We start from the raw sequence: 23,631 nt of genomic DNA, 5'->3' as shown, positions 1-23,631 counted from the left end.
TTGAAAGTAGTCATTATTACTTATTATTGGCCTCCAGCAGGTGGCTCGGGAGTACAGCGTTGGCTAAAGTTTGTAAAATATTTACAAGACTTTGGTGTTACTCCTGTGGTTTATACGGTAGACAATCCAGATTATCCAATAACCGATGCTACTTTACAAGCCGATATTCCTGAGGGAGTAGAGGTGATAAAACAATCTATTTGGGAGCCTTATCAATTGGCTTCTATATTTTCTAAAAACAAAAATGTAAAAACAAGTGCAGGTTTTTTAGGAGCCAAAAAAGGAGTGGTTTCTAAGATTGCTACTTACATAAGAGCAAATTATTTTATTCCAGATGCTAGAATGTTCTGGATCAAACCATCGATTACTTATTTAGAAAAATATATATCAGAAAATAAGATTGATACTATTATTTCTACAGGTCCACCACACACAACGCATATGATTGCATTGGGTTTGAAAAAGAAATTAGGAATTCGTTGGATTGCAGATTTTAGAGACCCGTGGACAGAAATAGATTATTTTCATCAATTACCATTAACTCAAAAATCAATTCTAAAACATCAAAAATTAGAACAACAAGTTTTAAAAAATGCTGATGAGGTTTTGGTGGTAGGACAAACTATGAAAGCATCCTATGATGAGTTCTCTAAAAATGTACATGTCATCACCAATGGATTTGATGGTGAATTGAGCAATGAAACGAATCTAGATAAAGAATTTACCATTACTCACGTAGGGATGTTAAATGCCGATAGAAATCCATTAATTTTATGGCAAGCTTTATCAGCTTTAAAAGAAACTATTGATTTTAAAATTCAGTTAATCGGAAAAATAGCGATTGAAGTACAACAAAGTATTCAAGATTTTGGTTTGTTAGACAATGTTTCTTTTGTGGATTATTTACCTCATGAAGAAGTAAAAGCTTATCAACAAAAATCGCAAGTATTGTTATTAGCAGTAAACAATGTACCAAGTGCCAAAGGAATTGTAACGGGTAAAATTTTTGAATATTTACAAGCACAAAGACCAGTTGTGGCCATTGCTCCTACTAATGGAGATTTGGCAGTAATTTTAGAAAAAGCAAAAGCAGGTTTTGTGGTAGACTTTAAAGAAACTGAAAAGTTAAAAGAAATACTTGTAGATTTACACAAACAATACCAGCAAGGTGCGTTAAATATAAATGCAGTGGGAGTGGAGCAGTACCATAGAAAGGCATTAACAGCAGAATTAGCAAACATTATTAAATCATAATTTGAAAAAAATAGTTACCATATTAGGAGCAAGACCTCAGTTTGTAAAAGCTGCGGTGTTAAGTAGAGTAATTTCTGAATACAATACTATTGAGGAAGTTATTATACATACAGGTCAGCATTACGATAATAATATGAGTAGGGTGTTTTTTGATGAAATGCAAATTCCCGTTCCTAAGTACAATTTAAATATTAATGGATTGAGTCATGGAGCCATGACGGGACAAATGCTCTCTAAAATAGAAGAAGTTTTAGTGTTTGAAAAACCAGATGCGGTGGTTGTGTATGGAGATACCAATTCAACATTAGCTGGAGCATTAGCTGCTCAAAAATTGGGAATAAAGGTTATTCACATAGAGGCTGGTTTGCGTTCTTATAATATGAGTATGCCAGAAGAAGTAAATAGAATTTTAACAGACAGAATTTCTAATTTATTATTGTGTCCTACACAAACTGCAATTGACAATTTAGAAAAAGAGAGCTTTGCAAATCACAACATAAAAATTGTGAATTCAGGAGACATTATGAAAGATGCAGTGGAGTTTTACGGTGCTTTGTCTGATGAAAAAGCCATAGTATTACAAAATAATAACTTACAGACTAACAAGTTTGTATTGGCAACCATTCACAGGCAAGAAAACACAGATGATTTATCTGCTTTAAAAGGAGTTTTTGAGGGATTGACGAAAATTCACAACACCAAACATGTGGTTATGCCATTGCATCCTAGAACCAAATCAGTTTTAGAAAATCACAACTTAAATTATCCTATTACTTTTATAGATCCTGTTGGGTATTTTGATATGTTGGCTTTACTAAAACATTGTGCTTTGGTAGTTACCGATAGTGGAGGTTTACAAAAAGAAGCTTTTTTTAACAACAAACCTTGTGTAATTGCAAGAGAAGAAACAGAATGGATTGAATTGGTAGATGGTGGTTTTGCCAAATTAGCAGGAAGTAATGCGCAAACTATTTTTAATGCCTCTGAAGAATTACAAAAAACAAAACACAACTTTTCTGTTTCTTTATATGGAACTCAAGTGGGAGAAACAATTTACAGAGAAATTAAAGAGTTAATTGAAAATTAATGCATCTCGACTCAGATCGATGACCAGTTTATGTGAAAAAAATATAAACTTTGTATATCTAATAAATTGAGGAAAAATAAATAATCAATAGGTGTTCGAGCGTAGTCGAGAACAAGAGTATTTCTATCTTTTTTAACCAACAACCAACAACCAACAACCAACAACCAACAACCAACAACCAACAACCAACATATGGGAATTGTTTTAAAAGAGTCGTATAAAAATACCGTTACCTTATTGGTAGCTATTTTGGTGGGAGCTATAAATACCCTGTTTTTATATGTGTACTTTTTAGATGCTTCTTATTATGGTTTAATCACTTTTGTACTATCTACAGCATTTATTCTAAAACCTTTAATAGCGTTAGGAGTAAATTTTAGCATTGTTAAGTTTTTTTCTGCTTACACCGATAAAGAAAATAAAGACAAGTTTTTAAGTTTGGCTTTGTGGCAACCCCTTTTAGTAATTGTTCCTTTAGGCTTTGTAGCGGTTTTGTGTTACGAATATATTTCTACGTTATTGTCTGAAAAGAATCCGTTGGTAAAAGACTATACCTATCTTATTTTTTTGGTAGCCATTGCCAATGCTTATTTTGAAATTTTTTATGCTTGGGCAAGAGTTCATTTAAAATCGGTATTTGGAAATATATTAAAAGAGTTGTTTGTTAGAATAATGGCCACCCTATTGTTGATTGCTGTTTATTTTAAACTTATCAATAGTCATCAGTTTGTGCTTTGTATGGTAGCTGCTTATTTTTTGCAAACCTTATTAATGATGTTGTTTGCATTTCAACAATACCGTCCTAAATTCTCTTTTCAGTTACCTAATAATTTTAAAGAAGTTATAAAATACAGTTTGTATATAATTTTAGCAGGATCTGCTGCTACAATTTTATTAGACATAGACAAGTTTATGATTCCGCAAAAAGAAGTATTAGAACAAGTTGCTTTTTATGCGGTGGCTGTTTATATAGGATCGGTGATAGAAATTCCGGGTAGAGCCATGAGTCAAATTGTACAACCCTTAACGGCAAAAGCTATCAACGAAGGAAAAGACGATGAGGTTTTAGATTTGTATCAAAAAACATCTATCAATTTAATTATAGCTTCAGGATTTATATTTGTATTAGTCAATTCAAACATATCTTCTTTATATCAATTATTGCCAAGAGATTATACAGGAGGAGTATGGGTGGTTTTAATGATTTCCGTAGCCAAATTGTATCATATGTTTTTAGGAAACAATGGTGCTATTATATCCAATTCAAAACATTATAAAATTTTATTGCCTTATGGATTGGCTATGGCTTTTATGGTGGTAGTGTTCAATACTATTTTGATAGATAAAATTGGAATAAATGGAGCGGCTTTGGCTACTTTAATAGTGGTGTTAATTTTTAATACTTTAAAGTTGCTGTATGTAAAGTCTAAATTTAAAATTCAACCTACAACCGTTAAAACATGGTGGGCTTTGGTACTAATAGCTATTTTTACAGCAGTTGGAATTTGGGTAAAATTACCTTTTCATCCTATTGTAAATATGTTAATAGAATCGGTAATATTAACGATAGCTTATGTCTTTGTGGTTGTAAAATTAAATTTATCTACAGATTTATCGGGTCTTTATCAAAAGGGTACGAGTTTACTTAAAAAGTAAACTGTTTATTTTTAGGCTTAGCATTTTGGTAATGGATATATAATCAGTATATTTGCACCCGATTTAAATTTAATTAAAAACAATCATTATGAATCATTACGAAACTGTTTTCATTTTGAATCCCGTTTTATCTGATACTCAGGTAAAGGAAACAGTACAAAAGTTCGAGGACTATTTGGTTTCTAAAGGTGCCGAAATGTTACATAAGGAAGATTGGGGGCTAAAAAAATTAGCTTACACAATTGAAAAGAAAAAAAGTGGATTTTACCACTTGTTCGAATTTAAAGCTGCTGGTGAATTAGTTGCTCCTTTCGAATTAGAGTTTAGACGTGACGATAGCGTTATGCGTTATTTAACTGTAAAGTTAGATAAGCACGCTGCAGCATGGGCTGACAAAAGAAAGTCTAACTTAAAATCTGCGAAGTAATTATGGCAAATATCGATCAACAAGCAAAAGGTGGTGCTAAAGGAGATGTTAGATACTTAACTCCGTTAGACATTGAAACTAAGAAAGAAGCTAAATACTGTAGATTTAAGAAAAAAGGAATCAAATACATCGATTATAAAGATGCAGATTTCTTAATGTACTTAGTAAACGAGCAAGGTAAAATTTTACCAAGACGTTTAACAGGAACTTCTTTAAAATATCAACGTAAAGTGGCACAAGCTATCAAGAGAGCTCGTCACTTGGCATTAATGCCATATGTTGGTGATTTATTAAAATAATAAGTAGACAATCATGCAAGTAATATTAAAACAAGACGTTGAGAACTTAGGGTTCGCAGACGATATCGTAGAGGTGAAGAGTGGTTACGGACGTAACTTTTTAATTCCTACAAGAAAAGCTGTTTTAGCAACTGAGTCTGCTAAAAAAGTATTAGCTGAAACTTTAAAGCAACGTGCTTATAAAGAAGCTAAGATCGTAGAAGAAGCAAATGCTACTGCTGAAGCTATCAAAGGATTAGAGATTAAATTGACTTCTAAAGTAGGTCAAGGAACTAAATTATTTGGTTCTATTTCTAACGTTGATGTTGCTGAAGCTTTAAACAAAGCAGGACATTCTATCGAAAGAAAATTTATCAAAATCGCTGGTGGAGTTATCAAGCGTACAGGTAAATACAACGCTGCAATTCGTTTACACAGAACTGTAACTGTTGATTTAGAATTTGAAATTATTGGAGAGTAATTCTCACTATAATTAAATTATATAAAAAGCTCACTATTACTAGTGAGCTTTTTTTGTGTCTATTTATTTTTAAAGTTCGTTGGGAATAAAATCTACCGAGACTTGTTGTTCTATAGGATGAACAGATAATCCAAATTGATTAAAGACAGCTACATCGGCAGCATCTCTACCATAGCCTAAGGCTACGTAACCACCTGGAGAGTTTGTTTGTGTGGCATCAAAAGTATACCATCTATCTCCTACATAGGCTTCAAACCAAGCATGCATATCCATCGGATTTAAATTATGTAAATATCCCACAACAATTCTTGCAGGAATGCTTAAACTTCTACACAAAGCAATTCCTAAATGTGCCAAATCTCTACAAACACCAAATTGTCTGTTGTTTACTTGTATGGCAGATAAAGGTTCGTTATTACTACCAGGAACGTAGTTAATATTTGTCAACAACCATTCTTTTATAGCGTATACCTGATTGTATCCTAGTAATTGCCCTTGTGTTATTTGGGTAGCCATATCGTTAAAAAAATCAGACTCACAATATCTACTAGGTAGTAAATAACAAAGTACAGTATCGGGTAAGTTTTGAATTTCAACAAAGTGAGCTCCAAAAGCTTCATCAATAGTGTTTGAAATAATAACATCTGCAGATGTGGCAATAGAAAATATTCCAGGTTTGGCAATTAAACGCTGACAAAGATTTCCGTAATTATCCGTAAATTCAAAAACAGGAGTGCTAGGTAATACTTTGTATTCTTCCCTTTCTACCCATTGTTGTGTACCACTACGGGGTCTTAACATTAGAATAAAAGGAGTGGGGTTGATAATTTCAAAACGTAAATAACAACTTATAAGTAAATGCATAGTGACTAATTTAAAATATAAGATTGATGAAATTCTATAGTACTAATGTATTCTATTTGAGGTAATTAATACGTTAAATAATTAGAGGAATCTTTAATTTATAGTAGAATAGTCAATATGATAACAAACAGACTTTTAAAAATAGATATCTTAAAAAAAGAATCAAATTTTGGCAAATGTTTAATACATATTTAGGAAGGACGGTCTAATAGACCAAACTAAGTCGTTCGCTTTGTTCCTATTTTCTTATTTTTGCAATCAAATTCAAGAATTAGAGCTTATTAGCTCTATAGTTTATATAAGATATTTAGCATAAAAATGAAATACATTCAACTTACCAAAGAACAATTAGAAGAATTACACGAAGAGTTTGCTACTTTTTTGGCATCGCAACAAATAGATGTAAAAGAATGGAATGATATAAAGGCAAACAAACCCGAAGTGGCCGATGAGGAGATTAATATTTTTAGTGATTTGGTGTGGGAAGATGTGTTGACAAAAGCAAAATACATAGAGCATTTTTCAAAATCTAGCATTAATTTATTTCATTGTATAGATGGAGTTATTCAACGAATAATGATTAAAACTAATGATGATACTATCGATTTAAGTTCACAAGAAGGAATTCAGTTATTGCTAAATGATCCTAAAAGTAAAAAGTTTGAATTTTTTAAAGGAGCTAAAAAATACGACAAAGAACGAAATTTAGAAATTTTTGATTTGATTTTAAAAGGAGCAAGTATTAATAAAGAAGGAACTTTGTATTTAAACTTTGAAAAGTTTGTAAACTAAGAGTTATGATAGATGAAAAATTAGTTGCTTACTTAGAAGAGTTTGTTACAGAAGAGCGCAAAACTTTGTTTAGAAAAGTTTTAGAGAATAGAACCAGACATTTTACGGTTGTGTTAGAGGATTTGTACCAAAAACACAATTGGAGTGCTGTGGTAAGAAGTTGCGATGTTTTTGGAGTGCAAGATATTTATACCATAGAAAATAAATACAGTGCTTATATTTCTAACGGAGTAGGAAAGGGAGCTCAAAAGTGGGTAGATTTTCATCGATTTAAAGCTAGAGAAAATAACACACAAGATTGTGTAGATGCTTTAAAAGCAAAAGGATATCAAATTATAGTAACCACTCCACATGAAGATTCTTCTTTTGTGTCAGATTTTGATATTACTAAAAAATCTGCTTTTGTATTTGGAGTTGAGGGAGCGGGAGCTTCTGATTTAATTATGAGCAAAGCAGATGGCTATTTAAAAATTCCAATGTATGGTTTTACAGAAAGTTTAAATGTATCTGTAGCAGCAGCCATTACTTTGCAAAACACTACAGATAGATTACATAAATCAGATATAGATTGGCAGTTTTCAGATCAAGAAAAAGAAGAAACCTATGTAAGTTGGTTAGAAAAATCTATAGGTTCTGTAAAACAAATTAAAGAAAGATATTATAAAGATTTAGAAAAATAGGTAGGGTGTTTTTGTTTGTTGTTGTTATAGTATATATAACCAATAAACATTACAATTATGACCCATTTATTTAAGTTTTTATGCATCAGTATATTGGTGTTGTCTGTATCCTGTAGTGAGGATGATGATATGATGTCGTCAACAACGGAGGATGAAGAAACTGATGGTACAAATACCGGCACTTCGTATACAGGAACCTTACATGCAGCTTTTGCAGAATTTGCATCAGATATTAGCATTGTACTGGTTGGCGATAATTTAGTTTCTATTGAAACTGATGGTTTGCCAAATCACACTTCACCTTACTGGTCTCCAACTCACGAATTATATGTAGAGGCTACTGTTGCTACAGAAGCTCAAATGTCTCCAGGATATATTGATGATTTTGAAGATACTTACGAATTACAAGTTTCTACCAATCCTGTAAAAGCAACATCTACTACGGCAACTTCTTTAGGTGCTATTGGTATTGCTACAAGTGGTGGTGTTATTTACAATCAGAATGAAGCAGGAAATGTACAAATTACAGAAAACGTAGCTTCTGGATTGGATTATAACGGAGCACATACAGGTCCTACTAGTTACCATTATCATTTTGAGCCTACCTCTATTTCTAGTGATGATGATCATTTGGTAGGAATAATTGCAGATGGATTTTTTCTTTATGGAAGAAAATGTTCATCAACAGGAACCTACCCAACAGATTTAGACGATTCTAATGGACATACTACTGTTACGGAATATAGTACAGAAGCGGAGTATCACTATCATATAGGGAATAGTACTATTTACAATAAGTATTATGTAAACTTTACAGGAGATTATCAAGGAACACCCAATGCTATTTCTGGAAGTGGTGCTGGAACAGGACCTGGTGAAATGGGACCTCCACCTTTTTAAAATAAAAAGACATGAGAGTTTTTACAATTTTAGGGTTCCTATTTCTGCTTTTTTCTTGTCATAAGAAAAAAGCAGAAGCTCCTAGACTAAAGGTTGATTACGATGTATTAGAAAGAAATTCTAAGAATGGATTAATGACTTATAATGGAGTTTTGTTTACAGGAACTACAGAACAGTATTTGTTGGATGGTACAACTTTAAAAATGACATGTAGTTATGTTGATGGTTTAAAAGACGGAAAAGCTAAGCGTTGGTACAGTAATAGAGTCTTAAATTATGAAACATTTTATGTAAAAGGACGTAAGCAAGGAGCTACTAAGGTTTGGTATAAGAATGGTCAATTACAAAGAGAAACCACTTATTTTAAAGGAGTGGTGCACGGACAAGAAACTGTTTGGTATCCTACAGGAGAAAAACAAAAAGAGAGAAAACTCTATTATGGTCAAGAAAATGGAATGCAAAAAGCTTGGCGAAAAACAGGAAAGCTATATGCAAATTATCAGGCCGTTAATGGTAGAATATTTGGATTAAAAGGTTCTAATATGTGTTATAAAGTAGAAAATGAGAAAGTTAAAAAATAAATTAATCATACTGGTGTTAGTAAGTATTGTTGCGTGCCAACCCAAAAAAGACAATGGAAGTAGAGTTAGTAAGTTGCCTTATTATAATGATGCTTCTTTTACTCCTCATTGGAATTTATCAGACAAGGAATTATCGGAGTTTCATAAAGTATCAGCTTTTAGTTTAATAAATCAAGAAGGAGAAAAGATAACAGATAAGACTTTTGAGAATAAAGTTTATGTGGTCGATTTTTTCTTTACCACTTGTCCGGGAATTTGTCCTAAAATGACAACTAACATGAAATTGGTTCAGCAAGCATTTGCAAAAGATTCTGAAGTTTTATTGCTATCACACTCTGTAACTCCTTCTATAGATTCTGTATCTGTATTAAATCACTATGCAAATGTAAATGAAGTGATTTCTGGAAAATGGCATTTGGCAACAGGAGATAAAAAACAAATTTATAATTTGGGTAGACAATCTTATTTTATAGAAGAAGATTTAGGCTACGAGCAAAGCTTAGATGATTTTTTACATACCGAAAATTTTGTTTTGGTAGATAAAAACAAACATCTCCGAGGAATTTATAACGGATTAAATAAAACAGCGGTAAAACAATTGATAGCAGATATTAAAACATTAAAGGCAGAGGTTAATTAGCTTCTCTTTTAAATTGGATAATTACGTTTTTAGGATTGCCAACCTCATAGGTAACTATAAATTTTTTGTTTGCTATTTTAGAAATTAAGTGTTTTTGAACGAATTGTCTTTTGGAATAGGTAACACCATCAACTTGATAAGAAAATTTACAAAATGGTATTTTTCCTCTATACATAATGTCTGTAACAGTTCCCACAGTTTCAGCACCATTATTTTTTATACTAGATTTATTTTTGTTTTGAACCATCATAATAGTAACGGCAGTTGCAATGCAAAAAATAAAAATGAAGAGTAATTTAGTCATGTACTAAGGAATTGAAATTACATACTCACAATTAAACGTAGCTAAACCACTTAGTTTTAGAATCCCTTCTTTTTGAGTAAGTTCTTGATTGTGGTTTTCATGATCTGCAATACCGTACCAAGGTTCAATACAAACAAAAGGAGCTTCTTTGTTTTTAGACCAAATGCCTAAATAAGGAAAGTCTTTAAAGGTTATACTCATGTATGTAGTTCCTGTAGGATTGTGTATAAACGATGCTTTAGAAAAAGGATTAGGATTAAAAATGATAGCATCTTTATAAAAAACATTTTTGGTAAGTTCTAAACATCCTTTTTCTTTAAAAACAACATAGTTCTCATTTGTTCTTAGTCCATTGTTTAGGGCTTGGGCTTTTGGAGTAGCCTGATTGTCAAACAGAATACTATATTCTTCTCTTTTGTGATGTTCTTTAAAAGGACATTTAAAAGCTGGGTGGCCTCCAATAGAAAAATAAAGATCTTCTGTTGTAGATGGATTTTTTACACTGTAAGCTGTGGTTAGATGCTTGCCTGTTAAAATGTAAGAAAGTTCTAAAATAAAATCAAAAGGATATATTTTTAGGCTAGCTTTATTTGGTTTTAGTTGAAACGTAATTTTGTTTTTACTATGCTCTACAATCGTAAATTTTTGATCTCTAGCAAAACCATGTTGTCCAATTGTATAGGCTGTTTTTTTATAAAAATAAGTATTGTTAATTTCTGAACCCACAAAAGGAAATAATACAGGAGTGTGTCTGTTCCAAAAAGCAGAATCCCCATTCCAAATATATTCAGTAGAATCTTTAACAAGACTGATTAATTCAGCTCCCTCAGCTTTAAACGTAGCTTTTAAAAATTGATTTTCTAATTGATATGTATTAGTCATTAGAAGTTACTTTAACGTCTTTTATAGTAGCAACATATTCACAACGTTCAAAAATAAAAGCAAAATTGTGAGTTACCACCTTGTTGTTTATTTTTTTACCAATGGTAGCATCAATCCAATAATCTGGACATGGTTTTCGGTGTACATGACTTTTATCTCTATTCCAATCTCCTTTTAATAAAACGTATTGTATATCTGTAGAATCTAAGTGATATTGATTTAAAACAAGCTTTGCTTGTTCTGATATTTTTAAAGTGTCTTTTAGGCGAATTTGTTTTAAAACTCTAGCGTTAAAACCATAATCAAAAGTGGTTCCTTTTTGTTTATTTATGTAGGTTAATGCAATAACACCTAAGGCTAATCCTCCTAAGTAATAACCAAATCTTTTTAACAATTCAGCATCAATTTTACTTAATAAGTCTTTTATCATTTCTTGTGAGTTTATAACGTCAAAAGTAAAGAAGTCAAACGGATTGGATAAGGGTTTTTGGAACTAAATAATTAATAAATTAATATCGGTATAAGGAATGTTAAACCAATCTCCTACCGCTTTTTTAGTAACAATACCTTTGTACATATACATTCCACTTCTAATGATTCTATCATATTTTACAGCCGCTTCAAAACCACCTTCATCACCAACTGTTAAAAGGTAAGGAGTGATGATGTTACTAATAGAAATGGTAGCTGTTTTTGCGTATCTAGATGGAATGTTGGGTACACAATAATGTACAACACCATATTTTACAAAAGTAGGTTGACTATGTGTTGTTAGTTCAGAAGTTTCAAAACAACCACCTCTATCAATACTTACATCAATTACCACAGCACCTTCTTTCATAATAGAGACCATGTCTTCGGACACAATAATAGGAGCTCTTGTTTTTCCTTTAATAGCGGCAATAACAACATCTGCTCTCATTAAAGCTTTTTCTAATGCTTTATGATGTATGGTTGAGGTGTATACAGGAATGTTTAAATCTTGTTGTAGTTGTCTTAGCTTGGTAATGGAATTATCAAAAACTTTTACGCTTGCTCCTAAAGCTTTGGCAGATTTGGCAGCAAATAAACCAACGGTACCTGCACCTAAAATAACTACTTCGCAAGGAGGTACACCACTTATGTTTCCTAACAATCTACCAGAACCTCCATTTTCTGCATTCATTAATTCGGATGCAATTAAAATAGAAGCCGTTCCTGCAATTTCGCTTAACGATTTTACAACAGGATAACTATCTTGTTCATCTTGTATATAATCAAAAGCAATAGCTGTAATGCGCTTGTTTGCTAATGCTTTAAAATATTCTTTGGATTGTGTTTTTAATTGAAGAGAAGATACTAAGAAGCTTTGCGGAATCATGTGATCTATTTCTTCTAGAGAAGGGGGAGATACTTTTAAAATTAAGTTACATTTAAAAACTTCTTTGGTACTATAACAAATTTTAGCCCCAGAATCCGCATATTCTTTGTCTGTAAAATTAGAAGCTAATCCGGCACCTGTTTCTAAGATAATTTGATGTCCTTGTAGTGTCATAGCTGCTACAGCATCTGGAGTTAAGCAAACTCTTTTTTCTTCGTGACAAGTTTCTTTAGGAATTCCTATAAATAAATCTCCTTTTTTAGGAGTAATTGCCAAGCGTTCTTCTTGAACATGAAATTCTATTTTACCAAATGCAGACATACGTTTCCCCATAATCAAGTATTGTAAGCAAGTGAGTATTGTTTATTTAAGACAAATGGTTCTGCTGTCGTCAGCATTGGTCTTAATCGTTATCACCTGTGCATCTAAAGGTAGTAAATTTTCTACATTCTCTGGCCATTCTATAAAAGCCCATTGGTTATTATACAGGTACTCTTCAATCCCTATGTCATAGGCTTCATTTTCATCTTCTACACGGTAAAAATCAAAATGATATAAAATTTCATTTTGATCGGTTTCATACTCATTAACCAAAGCAAAAGTAGGTGATGAGCTAATGCTACATCCTAATTGATTGGCCAACTCCTTTATTAACGTGGTTTTACCAGTTCCCATAGTAGCATAAAACAACAAGGTTTTACTTTTAGTGTTTTTTAGTATGGCACTAGCTACTGCAGATAAGTCTTTTAGCGAATAAGTTATTTCCATTTTGTAAATCCTGTAATAAAATTATTTTTTATTAAAAGTATAATTCATATGATATATATATGATTTTTGGTGGGTTAATTGATATCCGCTATTATTCATAAAATTTTTAAAATCTGTATTACTTTTAAATTTTATGTTTTCCCCGTTTTCATCAACAATATAAGCGTAAGCTATATCAAATTTTTTATCAATTGCTGTTTTTGGAAGTTCTTTTCGAGCTATAAATTCTAGCTTTTTTTCTCCTGGATGTAAACTGATGTTAAATGAAGTGTCTTTTAATGTATCTATTCTCTTTTCAATAATGTTGTCTTTAAGGTTAACAACGGTAATTGTTTTAATTAGAATAATAGGAGTGTTGTTTTTTTTAGAACAAGCTACTAGAGTTAATAAGACGATAGATAAAATAATTTTTTTCATAAATAAAAATTTTAGATTTAAAGAAACTATTTCAAAAAATTAATACATACACTTATTTAGTAAGTGCACCTAACTGGATTCGAACCAGCACGTCCATAGGACACTACCCCCTCAAGGTAGCACGTCTACCAATTCCGCCATAGGTGCTTTAAGTAATGGTTGCAAATATCTTTAAATTAATTGAATATTCTATTACTTTTTAAAGCTCATAAAGTTTATGATACTTATGGTTATAGTAAGGGTAGATAAAATGATAGCCTATTCTTATTGATTTAGTATTTGAATATGAAGATTATGAGTTAAGCTTTGGTGGATTAGAGCAAGTTTACGGGTCTTCTATTTTGTTAATTCGTGATAGATTAGTTTGTTCTAACATCAATTTAAATTATGAAGTACTTTCAATTATTGTTTTTCTTTTTATCGATGAGCTTATTTTCTCAAGAGATCACATTTACTAAAGCTCCAGAAGATTATCTATTGTATGCTAGAGATGCTAGCAACACTGCAAAAGTTATTTTATCAGGAAGAGTCAAGGATAAAACAAAGCAGAAAAATTATGTACTAAAGGTTTTTAGAGATGATGAGTTATATGAACAATGATAAAAGAGTAAAAATAATAATATATAAATCAACAATAATGAATCTATTAAAAAATCTATTTACATTATCTATAGTGCTTGTAGCCTTTAGTTCTGTAGGGCAGAAAAATAGTAAAAAATCCCCAAATATTATTTTCATTCTAGCAGATGATTTAGGGTATGGAGATGTTTCTAGTTATAATAAAAATTCAAAAATTAAAACCTTACATATAGACAAGCTAGCATCGGAAGGAGTTTTGTTTACAGATGCCCATACAAGTAGTTCTGTTTGTACTCCAACCCGATATGGTATTTTAACAGGTCGCTACAATTGGCGATCAAAATTAAAATCAGGGGTAATACAAGGATTTAGTAAAGCTTTAATTCCACAAGATAGAGCAACTATTGCTGGTGTATTAAAATCTAACGGTTACAAAACAGCAGCTATTGGTAAATGGCATTTAGGATGGGATTGGGCTAATGTAGATGAAGGGTTCTCTAAAGTAGATTATTCAAAAAAAATAAAGAATGGACCTACAACATTAGGTTTTGATTATTGGTTTGGATTTAATGGCTCTTTAGATATGGCTCCATACGTTTGGGTAGAAAATGACCAACCTACTATGGTTCCAAATAAATTTACACAAAATACAGGACAAGCTATGTGGAGAAAAGGACTTACGTCTGATGATTTTGATCATGAACAAGTATTGCCTAAAGTAACTGCTAAAACTGTAGAATACATCGCTAAAAATGCACATAACAAGAAGCCTTTCTTTTTGTACATGCCTTTACCTGCACCTCATACACCTATATTACCAACACCAGAATTTAAAGGGAAAAGTGGTTTAAACAATCCTTATGGAGATTTTGTGTTAATGGTAGATTCAGTGGTAGGACAGGTAATGAAGGCTTTGGAAGATCAGGGAATAGCAGACAATACATTGGTAGTTTTTACAAGTGATAATGGTTGTTCTCCTAAAGCAGATTTTAAACAATTAGCAACAAAAAATCATAATCCAAGTTATGTGTACAGAGGACATAAAGCCGATATTTTTGAAGGAGGACACAGAGTTCCTTTTATTGTTCGTTGGCCATCTAAAGTAAAAGAAGGAATATCAGATCAATTGTTATGTACTACTGATTTTTTTGCAACGGTTACCGATGCTTTAGGAGTAGATCTTAAGGATAATGAAGCAGAAGATAGTTTTAGTTTTCTGTCGGCATTAAACATAAAAAGTAAAGCTGCTGTTAGAAAAAGTATTGTACATCATTCTATTAACGGATCGTTTGCATATCGTAAAAATGAATGGAAAGCAGCTTTTTGTCCTGGTTCTGGAGGATGGAGTTTTCCTAGATTTAATTCTAAAGAAGCTAAAGAGTTACCTAAGTTTCAATTGTACAACCTAAAGAATGATATTGGTGAAGTAAACAACCTTCAAGACAAAGAACCAGAGTTGTTAGAACAGTATAGAGATGAACTTGCTCAAATTGTTTTGAATGGAAGAAGTACTGTAGGAGCAAAGCAAAAAAATGATGGAGCTAAAAGATGGGCTCAATTAAACTGGATGAGTGATAAATAACTCTGACAGTTTCTTTTTAGAAACTTTATAAAAATCATAAAAAAAAAGAGCCACTAGTATTAGTGGCTCTTTTTTTTATGATTTTTTTAGCAAGTATTAATTTTTGAATATTTTACTAGCTGCATTTAAGCTGGAATTCTGACAAGAAACTACATACATTCCTTTATGTAGATTAGGAATGTTAATTGCTACTTGGTTATTTGCAATTGAATGTGTTTGACTATGTAATAAATGTCCTAATGTAGAGTAAATTTTAACATTTAAAAACTCTTCATTACTTTTAGGTAGTTGTAGGTTAATTTTGTTAGTAAATGGGTTTGGACTAATATTAAATTTAGAAGAGTTACTAACTTCTTTAGGAACCGATAAATTAGGTTCTTCTTTTACTACAATAGTCGCATAATCACTATATCTACTATTAGCACAAGTAGCCCATATTTTTACATTTCCTTTTTTTAATGGAGTAACCAATCCATTTTGATTTACTGTAGCAATAGAAGGATTGTCTGATTTCCATGTAATAGTTTCATTAGAAAATTCATTCTGAATTATTTGAGCAGTAAGTTGTGTAGAGGTTCCAACAGTATATTCAATAACATTAGGAGAAACATCTACGACTTTTATTTTATCACCATTTTCAATTTTACCTTTGTAAAAACCACTACCTAAGGTAGCTAGCCAAACTTCAGTAGGATTTTTTAAATCAAAACGAATGTCTTCTATATGATTTGGAGATGCAATGTTTGTGTTGTCTTTCTCCCAAGTTATTCCTCTGTCTTTACTATAAAATACTCCAGGGTTTAGTGCTAAATGTTCGGTGGTTACTAAAAGTAAATTATGATCGTAAGGAGAAACATCTATATGTTCTGCTCCGGCATATTTAAATACTTGTGTCCAGTTTTCTCCAAAATCATCGGTATACCAAACTCCACTTCCGTTTTGTCTATATCCTGTAGAAATGTACATTCTGTTAGTGTGGTCTATCACAATTCTATTAACTCCATGTATAGCAGAAGGTGTGTTTATTTTAGTCCAATTTTCTCCTCTATCATTAGAGTGATATAAACCTCCATTGGCAAGAGGAAGGTTTTGATTAAAAGCATTTTTTTCGGCAGCTACAAATAAAGACTGTCTTGAATCATCTCTTGGATCAAAAGCAATATCTTCAATTCTTACAGGGGTTGGTAAACCATTATTTCTAGTTGTAAATGTTTTTCCAAAATCATCAGAAAAATAAAACCCACCCATGTCTTGTTTAGATGCTGTTTTAATATCTGTAATTCCAAAATATAAGTATCTATTATCAATAGGATCAATGGTTAATGCGTTGGTGTAAAAATCATCACCCCAAGCATTTGTAGCAGGTGTTGCAACTCCATGGTTAGTCCATGTTAATCCACCATCGGTACTTCTAAAAATGTTTTGTTTTTTAGCTTGTCTGCTAGATGTTCCGTAAATAGTTTTGGCATCATAAGGATCAAAAGCCATAGTAATAACGGTTTCTTGTGCACTTTCTATAAACTTTAAAGCTTGTCTATCGTCAGGGCTATCGTTGGTTGGAATCCAAACTCTATGTTCTCCAGAACCTAAAATAGCAGTTTTGTAACGCTGATCTTGTGCAATGTGCAAGGCCGGTAAATTACTGTTTCCATGTCCAATAATATTTCCATCTGCAGTATAATCTTCGTCAACTTGTTGCCAAGAAACTCCGTGGTCTGTACTTAACATGGTACTGTGGTCAGAAATAATCATCACACTACCATCAACACCTACATCTAAACCACGCATAGATCGTAAGGCATAATTATTTCCAGATTGCATATGAGGAGATTCGTGTCCTACGACCATGTTTTCGTGATATGGGTTTCCTCTAGAAATCCAATAATCTTTATCAGCAGTCCAAACATGTTCGTACAATCTAGCGGTGTTAATCCATTTTTCTCCATCATTATTTGTAGTCCATAAACGACCAGGAACTATAGAGTTTGCTATTTGTGGGTCTGCAAATCCAATATACAAAGCACCTTCTCTACTAGGGTCGGTACTAATCATGTTAAAACATTGCAAAGCCTTTGTGGGTAAGGTTGGGTAAGTTGATTTTGCTTGGGCAACAGAAATTCCAAACCAATTAGCAATATATTTATAATAGCTAGCAGATGTTCCTCCGGTTAGTTGATTGATGTCTAAGCCTAAATCTCCAGTAATATTAGTCCAAGTAGTTCCGTTGTCTGTAGATTTAAAAATACCTCCTGTACATTTTGTAGAAGTTCCATCAGCAATATATTGTACCTGATCTATTACATAAAGCGTAAATTTATTGGTTGTTTTGTTGTAGTAGAAATCCATATCCATTACAATTTCATTATCTAATTGACCTGAAGAAATGTTGGTCCAAGTAGTTCCTCCATTTTCTGAACGATACAAACCATAGTTTGACGAAGCAAATACTTGTTGAGAATTTTTAGGGTTCACTATAATTCTACCTACTTGCGCTTTTGCATTTATTCCAGAGTTAACCAAAGACCAGCTGTTTCCTCCGTTGGTAGTTCTCCATAATTTACCTTCGTTAGCAGCTGTTAATCCGTGTGGTTGTGCTGCTGTAATTTCTTTGTAGCAAGAAAGCCATTCTTGACCTCTAACGTTGGAACCACCACCTACAAACCATGTATTTTTATTGTTTGGATCTATGGCAAGAGAAGCCACTTTTTTTCTCCATCCGTCTTTGTCTAATCCGTTAGCATCTTTTGTATACCAAGGGCAGTTAGGAACGTTAATCCATGTTTTACCTAAATCATTTGTTTTCCATAATCTAGAAGATTCCAAAGCCAATCCAAAATTAGCATCACTAGGAGAGTAGTATAAATCACGTATGTGGTAAAAATCACCATTTCCATCATAATCTTTAATACTTTCCCATTGTTTCCCATTATCGCTAGATTGATAAATATTCCACATATCTGGACATTCTACCACAAGACCAGGAATGGTGGGGTGATAACGAAGTAAATTTGCAAAACCAGCATTACCAGGTCCTACTTGTTTCCAAATAATAGATTTTTCAGAAACTACTCGTTCTGAATTTAATCTATTAAAAAAAGAGGTAGAAGTTTCTTGTGCATTGGCAAGAAAAGGAGTTGCAGCTAATACTGCTAAGAAATGTAATTTTAGAAATCTCATATAGTTGATGAATTTTAATAGCTTCTTAAACAAGAGTTGTTATGCTTAGAAACTCAATTATCAAATATAGAGAGGAATGTGGCTGAGGTAGGGAGTCGTTAATCTTAAATAATAAAACAGATGTTTAATAGAATACTGTTTTTGTCTAGTTTTGTTCAGTTTATCTGTTAAAGTATAAAGATACTTACTAAAGAGAGTGTTTTGTGTATAAAGTCTTTAAAGGCCAAAAGAGTCGCTAACTTAGCGACTCTTTTTTGCAGGTTTTATATTTTCTATTTTTTGTTGATGGTAAAGTTTACCCGTATCTTCTGTATAATCAGTGTCTTGAAAAATACCGCACGATGTAGTTGCTCTTACCAAAGATTTGTTACTTTGTAGTTTAGACAACGCTTCTATATCTTTACTTAAATATTTCATAATTTTTTTTAAATAGGTCCATATTTACAATGCAAACTTACAATAAAAGATGTCTTCTTAGTTTTTATTGATAAGATAAACTACGTGGTCCTTGTCCGGATTCTTTTACTAAAAAAATATTATAAGTAGCTATTTTAAAAATACTATCAGTTTTAGAACGGTTAACTAAAGACGTACTACTTACGCTTTTGGTTAATGCTTCCACATTTTTGTTTAAAAATTTCATAGTTCAAATGTTTTAAATATTGTTAATAATTACTTGTAGTTGTTTTCGTTTTTAGAAAGTGTATTGAATAACTTTTTATGCAAGCAGTAAGCTTACATAAAAAGATGATTCAAAGAGTTTTCTTTTTCATTAGATGTATTAGGTCTGCTGCTTAAAAGAGAGTTTTTAACAGCAGGACTGTTGTAATCATGATTTTGAAATATACCACATGATGTTGAACGATTTACTAATGATTTTTCATTAGCTCTTTTTCCAATTTCTTCGATGTTCTTGTTTAAATACTTCATAATTTTGAATGTTTAAATGTTAGTAATATTTCATGTAGTAAAGCTATAAAACACTGACAGTAACCAAGCTGTGTTTTAACAGGTTAGTTTCATCTTTTTATCACGGGTGTAAATATCTTTTCTATGTTTTTGCAACAGTTTTGTGGTGCTAGCATATAATTAAGTATTTTTAAGTGCGAATTAAAAACAGCCTATGTTAACAGAGTTAGAATTACATTATAGTTACATTTTTGAAAAAGAGTTGTTAGAAGAAATTAGTAGAGTAGGAACTATTAAAGAAGTTCCTGCAGGTACTACTATTATGAATATTGGTCAATACATTAAATCGATGCCATTGTTAATAGATGGAGCTATTAAAATTTTAAGAGAAGATGATGATGGTGATGAATTACTACTGTATTTCTTAGAAAAAGGAGATACTTGTGCAATGACGATGAGTTGTTGTACTGGAAATAAGAAGAGTGAAATTAAAGCGGTTGCCGAGCTAGATACCAAATTGGTCATGATTCCTATTGATAAAATGGACGAATGGATAGGAACTTACAAATCGTGGAGAAATTTTGTGTTAGATAGTTATCACAATAGATTAATGGAGTTGTTAGAAACCGTAGATAACATTGCTTTTAAAAAAATGGATGAGCGATTGTTAAAGTATTTAAAAGACAAAGTTGCGGTAACAGGAACTAAGTTAATTAAAAGCACACATCAAGAAATAGCGTATGAACTGCATACATCAAGAGTGGTGATAAGTAGATTGTTAAAAAAATTAGAAACTAACAAAGTATTAGTTTTAAACAGAAACTCTTTAGAATTATTGTAATAAAAAAGACCGTTTAAAGTAATTTAAACGGTCTTTTTTTAGTTATGTGTTTTTTTATAATAAATCAATATGTCTATCGTGGTATCCTAGTAAGTACAAAACACCATCTAATCCTAAACTAGAAATAGAACTTTCTGCACTTTCTTTTACTTTAGGTTTTGCATGAAAAGCAATTCCTAAACCAGCTAAGTTTAACATTGGTAAATCGTTAGCACCATCACCTACAGCAATCGTTTGGTTTAAGTGAATTCCTTCTTTTTTCGCAATAGCTTTTAAAAATTCTGCTTTTTTGTTTCCATCAACAATATCACCTAAATACCCACCAGTTAAAGCACCGTCTTTTATTTCTAATTGATTTGCGTGTACATAATCAATACCTAATTCTTTTTGTAAATACTCAGCAAAATAAGTAAAACCTCCAGATAAAATAGCTGTTTTAAATCCGTAGTATTTTAAAGCTTTAAACAGTCTGTGCGCTCCTTTAGTAATAGGTAAGTTTACAGCAACTTCGCGTAAAACATCTTCGCTTAATCCTTCTAACATTGCCATACGTTTCTTAAAACTGGTGTTAAAATCAATTTCACCACGCATTGCAGATTCTGTAATAGCAGATACTTCTTTACCCACACCAGCCAATTCAGCCAATTTATCAATTACTTCTGCCTGAATTAAAGTAGAATCCATATCAAAACAAACCAAACGTCTGTTTCTACGATAAATATTATCTTCTTGAAAAGATAAATCTACATTTAAGGTTCTAGAAATTTCCATGAATTTAGCAGTCATGGCTTCTTTATTATTTACTTCTCCTCTAACGGATAGTTGAATACAAGAACGAGGTTGCTCATTTTCTTTAATTAAAGAAGTACGACCTGTTAAACGTTTGATAGAATCAATGTTTAAGTTTTCTTCGGCCATTACTTTTGTAACTGCCGATACTTGTGCTGCAGCTAAAGTTTCTCCTAAAAGAGTAACAATATAACGAGGTTTTCCTTGAGCATCTACCCAGTTTTCGTAATCTTCAATAGAAATAGGAATAAACTTAACTTTAATGTCAAGTTCGTAAGCTTTAAATAGCAAGTCTTTTAAAACAGGAGCAGAATCGTTTCCTGCAGGAACTTCAAACAACATTCCTAAGGATAGCGTATCGTGAATATCGGCTTGACCAATATCTAAAATATTTGCTTTGTATTGAGCTAGAACTCCTGTTAACCCTGAGGTTACACCAGGTTTGTCTTGACCTGAAACTTTTAATAAGATGACTTCTTTTTGTGCCTTTGCCATGTTGAAGTAGTGTTTGTTTTAAAAGTGTAAAAATGCCCAATCTAGCTGATATATACAAAGTAATCTACATAATTTTTTAGTGTAACTTTTGTTACTGTATAAGGGCTATCTTACACTTAGCTTTGTGCTTCTACTTATTTAATTTTATGAAACAATACTTTCCCATTTTAAGCTGGATACCCACCTATAAAAAAGCATTTCTGTATGGAGATGTTATGGCAGGTATTACCGTTGGAATTTTATTAATTCCGCAAGGTATGGCTTATGCCATGATAGCAGGTTTACCTCCAGTTTTTGGACTATATGCTGCATTAATGCCACAAGTAGTGTATGCTGTTATGGGAACTTCCAGACAATTGTCTGTAGGACCTGTAGCTATGGACTCTCTATTGGTAGCAGCCAGTTTAGGAGCTTTAAGCATTACGGGCTTAGATAATTATATTGCCATGGCAATATTCTTGTCTTTATTTATGGGGCTTTTTCAATTGTTATTGGGAATTCTACGATTGGGGTTTTTGGTTAATTTTTTATCAAAACCCGTTATTAGTGGATTTACATCTGCAGCTGCTATTGTTATAGGATTAAGTCAGTTAAAACACTTTTTAGGAATCTCCATTCAAGGAAACTCTAAGTTACACTTCTTAATAGAACAAGTTTTTACACACATTACAGAAACACATTTAGTTACCTTGTTAATTAGCTTTTTAGGAATTGTAACTATTGTGCTTTTAAAGAAATATGTACCCAAAATTCCATCGGCTTTGGTAGTGGTGCTTTTAGGAACACTAGTAGTTTATCTATTTAATTTACAGGATTTGGGAGTAAAAATTGTAGGAGATATCCCTAAAGGATTGCCTTCTTTAAAAGTTCCAGATTTTAATAATATTCCTTTGTCTAAATTAACACCTTTGGCGTTAACCTTAGCTTTGGTGGCTTATATGGAGGCTATTTCTGTATCTAAATCTTTAGAAGAAAATGAAGATAATTATAAAGTAGATGCCAATCAAGAATTGGTGGCTTTGGGAACATCTAACATTGTAGGATCTTTTTTTCAATCTTATCCAACCACAGGAGGATTTTCTAGAACAGCTGTAAACAATCAAGCAGGTGCACATACAGGAATTTCAAGTATAGTAAGTACCATTGTTATTGGCTTAACCTTATTGTTTTTAACGCCGTTGTTTTATTATTTACCTAGTGCAGTATTGGCATCTATGATTATGGTGGCCGTATATAATTTAATCGATTTTAAATTGCCTGTTCAATTATGGAATCAAAATAGAGATGAATTTTTCTTGTTAATTACTACATTCATCATCACTTTATTTATAGGAATTACTCAGGGAATATTGGTAGGAATTATGGCTTCTTTGGTGTTGATGATTTACAGAACATCACAACCTCATATTGCAGTGTTGGCAAGAATAGAAGGAAGCAATTATTTTAAAAATGTAGAGAGATTTCATGAGCAAGTAAAACACAGAGACGATTTGTTAATTATTCGTTTTGATGCCCAGTTATTTTTTGGAAATAAAGATTTTTTTAAGAAAACACTAGAAGGATTGGTTACTCAAAAAAAGGAAACTTTAAAAGCTGTTATTTTAAATGCAGAATCTATTAGTTATATAGATAGTAGTGCAAATGCCATGTTAATTAAATACATACAAAGTCTAAAAGAACAACAGATAAAGTTTTTTATTACGGGTGCCATTGGTCCTACAAGAGATGTATTGTTTAATAATGGAATGATAAAAGAGTTAGGAAAAGAAAACTTGTTTGTAAGAACTTATGAGGCTGTAGATTGTTTTGATGGCATTATTTGTAAAGACGATTTACAGAATAAAATTTGTCAGCAAACGGTTCGTAGAGTGTAACCATTGTTACTGTA

27 protein-coding genes and 1 tRNA gene are annotated in these 23,631 nt (G+C 32.0%); 15 read left to right on the top strand and 13 right to left on the bottom strand.

Going from position 1 to position 23,631, the window contains the following annotated elements:
• The 6 genes from GGR97_RS06755 to rplI all read left to right on the top strand — a co-directional run bounded on the left by GGR97_RS06755 (position 1) and on the right by rplI (position 5,183).
• The gene (locus GGR97_RS06755) at positions 1–1,254 is read left to right on the top strand and encodes a glycosyltransferase family 4 protein (protein ID WP_167897759.1); all 1,254 of its coding nucleotides are present in this window, start codon (positions 1–3) and stop codon (positions 1,252–1,254) included.
• A 1-nt stretch (position 1,255) separates the two neighbouring features.
• Complete coding sequence (gene wecB / locus GGR97_RS06750; RefSeq protein ID WP_167897758.1) at positions 1,256–2,341, top strand: non-hydrolyzing UDP-N-acetylglucosamine 2-epimerase; 1,086 nt, start codon at positions 1,256–1,258, stop codon at positions 2,339–2,341.
• Between the two features lie 192 nt (positions 2,342–2,533).
• Positions 2,534–3,997: an oligosaccharide flippase family protein gene (locus GGR97_RS06745; protein ID WP_167897757.1), complete on the top strand. Its 1,464-nt coding sequence runs from the start codon at positions 2,534–2,536 to the stop codon at positions 3,995–3,997.
• Between the two features lie 88 nt (positions 3,998–4,085).
• Positions 4,086–4,424: a 30S ribosomal protein S6 gene (rpsF, locus tag GGR97_RS06740; protein WP_167897756.1), complete on the top strand. Its 339-nt coding sequence runs from the start codon at positions 4,086–4,088 to the stop codon at positions 4,422–4,424.
• Between the two features lie 2 nt (positions 4,425–4,426).
• Entirely contained in the window at positions 4,427–4,723 is a 297-nt protein-coding gene (rpsR, locus tag GGR97_RS06735) for a 30S ribosomal protein S18 (RefSeq protein ID WP_167897755.1), read from the top strand.
• A gap of 13 nt (positions 4,724–4,736) precedes the next feature.
• Positions 4,737–5,183: a 50S ribosomal protein L9 gene (rplI, locus tag GGR97_RS06730; RefSeq protein ID WP_167897754.1), complete on the top strand. Its 447-nt coding sequence runs from the start codon at positions 4,737–4,739 to the stop codon at positions 5,181–5,183.
• A gap of 69 nt (positions 5,184–5,252) precedes the next feature.
• On the opposite strand, the gene GGR97_RS06725 is transcribed toward rplI, so the two are convergent.
• Positions 5,253–6,047: a transglutaminase-like domain-containing protein gene (locus GGR97_RS06725; RefSeq protein ID WP_167897753.1), complete on the bottom strand. Its 795-nt coding sequence runs from the start codon at positions 6,045–6,047 to the stop codon at positions 5,253–5,255.
• 318 nt (positions 6,048–6,365) lie between these two features.
• On the opposite strand from GGR97_RS06725, the gene GGR97_RS06720 reads away from it, so the two are divergent.
• The 5 genes from GGR97_RS06720 to GGR97_RS06700 are packed head-to-tail and all read left to right on the top strand — an operon-like array spanning position 6,366 to position 9,640.
• Positions 6,366–6,839, top strand: coding sequence for a DUF6495 family protein (locus tag GGR97_RS06720; RefSeq protein WP_167897752.1), 474 nt, complete (start codon positions 6,366–6,368; stop codon positions 6,837–6,839).
• Between the two features lie 5 nt (positions 6,840–6,844).
• Entirely contained in the window at positions 6,845–7,519 is a 675-nt protein-coding gene (locus tag GGR97_RS06715) for a TrmH family RNA methyltransferase (protein WP_167897751.1), read from the top strand.
• Positions 7,520–7,576: 57 nt separating this feature from the next.
• Positions 7,577–8,419 carry a YHYH protein gene (locus tag GGR97_RS06710; RefSeq protein WP_245229464.1) on the top strand — a complete coding sequence of 281 codons (843 nt, stop codon included), beginning with the start codon at positions 7,577–7,579 and terminating at the stop codon, positions 8,417–8,419.
• A gap of 11 nt (positions 8,420–8,430) precedes the next feature.
• Positions 8,431–9,000, top strand: a complete 570-nt coding sequence (locus GGR97_RS06705; RefSeq protein WP_167897750.1) for a toxin-antitoxin system YwqK family antitoxin — start codon at positions 8,431–8,433, stop codon at positions 8,998–9,000.
• Positions 8,981–9,640, top strand: coding sequence for an SCO family protein (locus GGR97_RS06700; protein WP_167897749.1), 660 nt, complete (start codon positions 8,981–8,983; stop codon positions 9,638–9,640). Before GGR97_RS06705 ends, GGR97_RS06700 begins: the two co-directional genes overlap by 20 nt.
• Here GGR97_RS06700 and GGR97_RS06695 read toward each other — a convergent pair.
• The 7 genes from GGR97_RS06695 to GGR97_RS06665 form a co-directional block, all read right to left on the bottom strand.
• On the bottom strand, positions 9,633–9,944 hold the full coding sequence (locus tag GGR97_RS06695; protein WP_167897748.1) for a hypothetical protein: 312 nt from the start codon (positions 9,942–9,944) through the stop codon (positions 9,633–9,635). The genes GGR97_RS06700 and GGR97_RS06695 overlap by 8 nt on opposite strands.
• A gap of 3 nt (positions 9,945–9,947) precedes the next feature.
• On the bottom strand, positions 9,948–10,826 hold the full coding sequence (locus GGR97_RS06690; RefSeq protein ID WP_167897747.1) for an aldose 1-epimerase family protein: 879 nt from the start codon (positions 10,824–10,826) through the stop codon (positions 9,948–9,950).
• On the bottom strand, positions 10,819–11,256 hold the full coding sequence (locus GGR97_RS06685) for a hypothetical protein (RefSeq protein ID WP_167897746.1): 438 nt from the start codon (positions 11,254–11,256) through the stop codon (positions 10,819–10,821). The genes GGR97_RS06690 and GGR97_RS06685 overlap by 8 nt, the downstream gene beginning before the upstream one ends.
• 63 nt (positions 11,257–11,319) lie before the next feature.
• Positions 11,320–12,519 carry an alanine dehydrogenase gene (locus GGR97_RS06680; protein ID WP_167897745.1) on the bottom strand — a complete coding sequence of 400 codons (1,200 nt, stop codon included), beginning with the start codon at positions 12,517–12,519 and terminating at the stop codon, positions 11,320–11,322.
• Between the two features lie 30 nt (positions 12,520–12,549).
• A complete protein-coding gene (gene tsaE, locus GGR97_RS06675) occupies positions 12,550–12,954 on the bottom strand; it encodes a tRNA (adenosine(37)-N6)-threonylcarbamoyltransferase complex ATPase subunit type 1 TsaE (protein WP_167897744.1) in 405 nt (134 codons plus the stop codon).
• Positions 12,955–12,975: 21 nt separating this feature from the next.
• Entirely contained in the window at positions 12,976–13,371 is a 396-nt protein-coding gene (locus GGR97_RS06670) for a hypothetical protein (RefSeq protein ID WP_167897743.1), read from the bottom strand.
• 64 nt (positions 13,372–13,435) lie between these two features.
• Positions 13,436–13,518 (bottom strand) — tRNA-Leu (locus tag GGR97_RS06665).
• 240 nt (positions 13,519–13,758) lie between these two features.
• Between GGR97_RS06665 and GGR97_RS06660 the strand changes: the two genes are divergently transcribed.
• Positions 13,759–13,971 carry a hypothetical protein gene (locus GGR97_RS06660; RefSeq protein ID WP_167897742.1) on the top strand — a complete coding sequence of 71 codons (213 nt, stop codon included), beginning with the start codon at positions 13,759–13,761 and terminating at the stop codon, positions 13,969–13,971.
• A 37-nt stretch (positions 13,972–14,008) separates the two neighbouring features.
• Complete coding sequence (locus GGR97_RS06655) at positions 14,009–15,532, top strand: sulfatase family protein (RefSeq protein ID WP_167897741.1); 1,524 nt, start codon at positions 14,009–14,011, stop codon at positions 15,530–15,532.
• A gap of 96 nt (positions 15,533–15,628) precedes the next feature.
• Here the strand turns inward: GGR97_RS06655 and GGR97_RS06650 are convergent, their stop codons facing one another.
• The 4 genes from GGR97_RS06650 to GGR97_RS06635 all read right to left on the bottom strand — a co-directional run bounded on the left by GGR97_RS06650 (position 15,629) and on the right by GGR97_RS06635 (position 19,639).
• Positions 15,629–18,709 (bottom strand): VPS10 domain-containing protein, encoded by a 3,081-nt coding sequence (locus GGR97_RS06650; RefSeq protein WP_167897740.1) that lies wholly within the window; start codon positions 18,707–18,709, stop codon positions 15,629–15,631.
• A gap of 240 nt (positions 18,710–18,949) precedes the next feature.
• On the bottom strand, positions 18,950–19,126 hold the full coding sequence (locus GGR97_RS06645; RefSeq protein WP_167897739.1) for a hypothetical protein: 177 nt from the start codon (positions 19,124–19,126) through the stop codon (positions 18,950–18,952).
• A 64-nt stretch (positions 19,127–19,190) separates the two neighbouring features.
• Complete coding sequence (locus tag GGR97_RS06640) at positions 19,191–19,352, bottom strand: hypothetical protein (RefSeq protein WP_167897738.1); 162 nt, start codon at positions 19,350–19,352, stop codon at positions 19,191–19,193.
• A 92-nt stretch (positions 19,353–19,444) separates the two neighbouring features.
• A complete protein-coding gene (locus tag GGR97_RS06635) occupies positions 19,445–19,639 on the bottom strand; it encodes a hypothetical protein (protein WP_167897615.1) in 195 nt (64 codons plus the stop codon).
• 193 nt (positions 19,640–19,832) lie between these two features.
• Between GGR97_RS06635 and GGR97_RS06630 the strand changes: the two genes are divergently transcribed.
• The gene (locus GGR97_RS06630) at positions 19,833–20,459 is read left to right on the top strand and encodes a Crp/Fnr family transcriptional regulator (RefSeq protein ID WP_167897737.1); all 627 of its coding nucleotides are present in this window, start codon (positions 19,833–19,835) and stop codon (positions 20,457–20,459) included.
• Between the two features lie 54 nt (positions 20,460–20,513).
• Here the strand turns inward: GGR97_RS06630 and serB are convergent, their stop codons facing one another.
• On the bottom strand, positions 20,514–21,743 hold the full coding sequence (gene serB / locus GGR97_RS06625) for a phosphoserine phosphatase SerB (RefSeq protein WP_167897736.1): 1,230 nt from the start codon (positions 21,741–21,743) through the stop codon (positions 20,514–20,516).
• A gap of 146 nt (positions 21,744–21,889) precedes the next feature.
• On the opposite strand from serB, the gene GGR97_RS06620 reads away from it, so the two are divergent.
• Entirely contained in the window at positions 21,890–23,617 is a 1,728-nt protein-coding gene (locus GGR97_RS06620) for a SulP family inorganic anion transporter (RefSeq protein ID WP_167897735.1), read from the top strand.
• The last annotated feature ends 14 nt before the right edge of the window (positions 23,618–23,631 follow it).

Origin of the sequence: Wenyingzhuangia aestuarii (assembly GCF_011927765.1) — a bacterium.
GTDB classification, from domain to species: domain Bacteria; phylum Bacteroidota; class Bacteroidia; order Flavobacteriales; family Flavobacteriaceae; genus Wenyingzhuangia; species Wenyingzhuangia aestuarii.
The sequence above is the reverse complement of the archived record's forward strand: the minus strand, read 5'-3'. Positions and strand labels throughout refer to the sequence as shown.